Annotated in this window: 2 rRNA genes (1 of these 2 cut by a window edge); both read right to left on the reverse strand. The window is 48.4% G+C overall.

What is annotated here, in order from left to right:
* Window positions 1-273: 273 nt before the first annotated feature.
* Window positions 274-388 (reverse strand): 5S ribosomal RNA (gene rrf, locus A3761_RS04670).
* A 167-nt stretch (window positions 389-555) separates the two neighbouring features.
* Window positions 556-2500, reverse strand: a 23S ribosomal RNA gene (locus A3761_RS04675) (it continues 938 nt past the right edge of the window).

Genomic DNA, 2500 nt, shown 5'->3' on the forward strand with positions numbered 1-2500 from the left:
CCATCATTAGCGATAGAAATAACAAAGCAATTTTGTTGTTTGTAGATGCATTCATAGTTGAAATCAGCGTCCTGATTTATTAGAAGTTAGGGAAGTATACCCAATAATTAATTAAATCATGTCTTGCGAGTCAAAACTTTACAGTCGTTCACAAATCAAACAACAAGATAAGAACCTGCTCACATAATTAAAACGAAAGTGAGTTACTTACAATACTTTCTTCCAGGCAATAAAAAACCCCAGCAGGATGACCTACTGGGGTTTCTAATAGAAGCCTGACGATGACCTACTCTCACATGGGACCTCCCACACTACCATCGGCGATGCTTCGTTTCACTTCTGAGTTCGGGATGGGATCAGGTGGTTCCAAAGCTCTATGGTCGTCAGACAAAACTTCGGTTGCTGATACTTGATCAACAACACTTAATTCTGCGTCTTTAACAATAGCAAGTAATAGCTAATTTTATCTCTGCTGTCTAACGAAGACTCATATCCAATTTGCGTTACCCGTCGTTGTACGAATAATCATTCACTATAAAACCACTTGGGCGTTATATAGTTAAGCCTCACGAGCAATTAGTACTGGTTAGCTCAATACGTTACCGCACTTACACACCCAGCCTATCAACGTCATAGTCTTTAACGGCTCTTTAGGGGAATTAAATTCCCAGGGAAAACTTATCTTGAAGGGGGCTTCCCGCTTAGATGCTTTCAGCGGTTATCCTGTCCGAACGTAGCTACCGGGCAATGCGTCTGGCGACACAACCCGAACACCAGGGGTTCGTCCACTCCGGTCCTCTCGTACTAGGAGCAGCTCTTCTCAATTTTCCAACGTCCACGGCAGATAGGGACCGAACTGTCTCACGACGTTCTAAACCCAGCTCGCGTACCACTTTAAATGGCGAACAGCCATACCCTTGGGACCGGCTTCAGCCCCAGGATGTGATGAGCCGACATCGAGGTGCCAAACACCGCCGTCGATGTGAACTCTTGGGCGGTATCAGCCTGTTATCCCCGGAGTACCTTTTATCCGTTGAGCGATGGCCCTTCCATACAGAACCACCGGATCACTATGACCTACTTTCGTACCTGCTCGACGTGTCTGTCTCGCAGTTAAGCGCGCTTATGCCATTACACTAACCGCATGATGTCCGACCATGCTTAGCGCACCTTCGTGCTCCTCCGTTACTCTTTGGGAGGAGACCGCCCCAGTCAAACTACCCACCACACAGTGTCCTCGATCCCGATAAGGGACCCGAGTTAGAACCTCAAACATACCAGGGTGGTATTTCAAGGATGGCTCCACCAGATCTAGCGACCTGGTTTCAAAGCCTCCCACCTATCCTACACAAATAGGTTCAAAGTTCACTGTGAAGCTATAGTAAAGGTTCACGGGGTCTTTCCGTCTAGCCGCGGATACGCTGCATCTTAACAGCGATTTCAATTTCACTGAGTCTCGGGTGGAGACAGCTTGGCCATCGTTACACCATTCGTGCAGGTCGGAACTTACCCGACAAGGAATTTCGCTACCTTAGGACCGTTATAGTTACGGCCGCCGTTTACCGGGGCTTCGATCAAGAGCTTCGCATACGCTAACCCCATCAATTAACCTTCCGGCACCGGGCAGGTGTCATACCCTATACGTCCACTTTCGTGTTTGCAGAGTACTGTGTTTTTAATAAACAGTCGCAGCCAACTGGTATCTTCGGCCGACCTCAGCTTACAGAGCAAGTCTGATCACCAAAATCGGCGTACCTTCTCCCGAAGTTACGGTACCATTTTGCCTAGTTCCTTCACCCGAGTTCTCTCAAGCGCCTTGGTATTCTCTACCTGACCACCTGTGTCGGTTTGGGGTACGGTTCCTATATATCTGAAGCTTAGAGGTTTTTCCTGGAAGCAGAGCATCAACCACTTCAATCTCTAAAAGAGATCTCGTCATCAGTTCTCAGCCTTAAGGACCCGGATTTGCCTAAGTCCTCAGCCTACAACCTTAAACATGGACAACCGTCGCCATGCTGGTTTAGCTTTCTCCGTCTCCCCATCGCAATATATACAAGTACAGGAATATTAACCTGTTTCCCATCGACTACGCTTCTCAGCCTCGCCTTAGGGGCCGACTCACCCTGCGCCGATTAACGTTGCGCAGGAACCCTTGGTCTTCCGGCGAGGGGGTTTTTCACCCCCTTTGTCGTTACTCATGTCAGCATTCGCACTTCTGATACCTCCACCCAACTTCTCAATTGAGCTTCATCAGCTTACAGAACGCTCCTCTACCATATCTAAAAGATATCCGCAGCTTCGGTGTACAGTTTGAGCCCCGTTAAATCTTCCGCGCAGGCCGACTCGACTAGTGAGCTATTACGCTTTCTTTAAAGGATGGCTGCTTCTAAGCCAACCTCCTAGCTGTCTAAGCCTTCCCACATCGTTTCCCACTTAACTGTAACTTTGGGACCTTAGCTGGCGGTCTGGGTTGTTGCCCTCTCCACGACGGACGTTAGCA

This window comes from Oleiphilus sp. HI0123, from assembly GCF_001635315.1.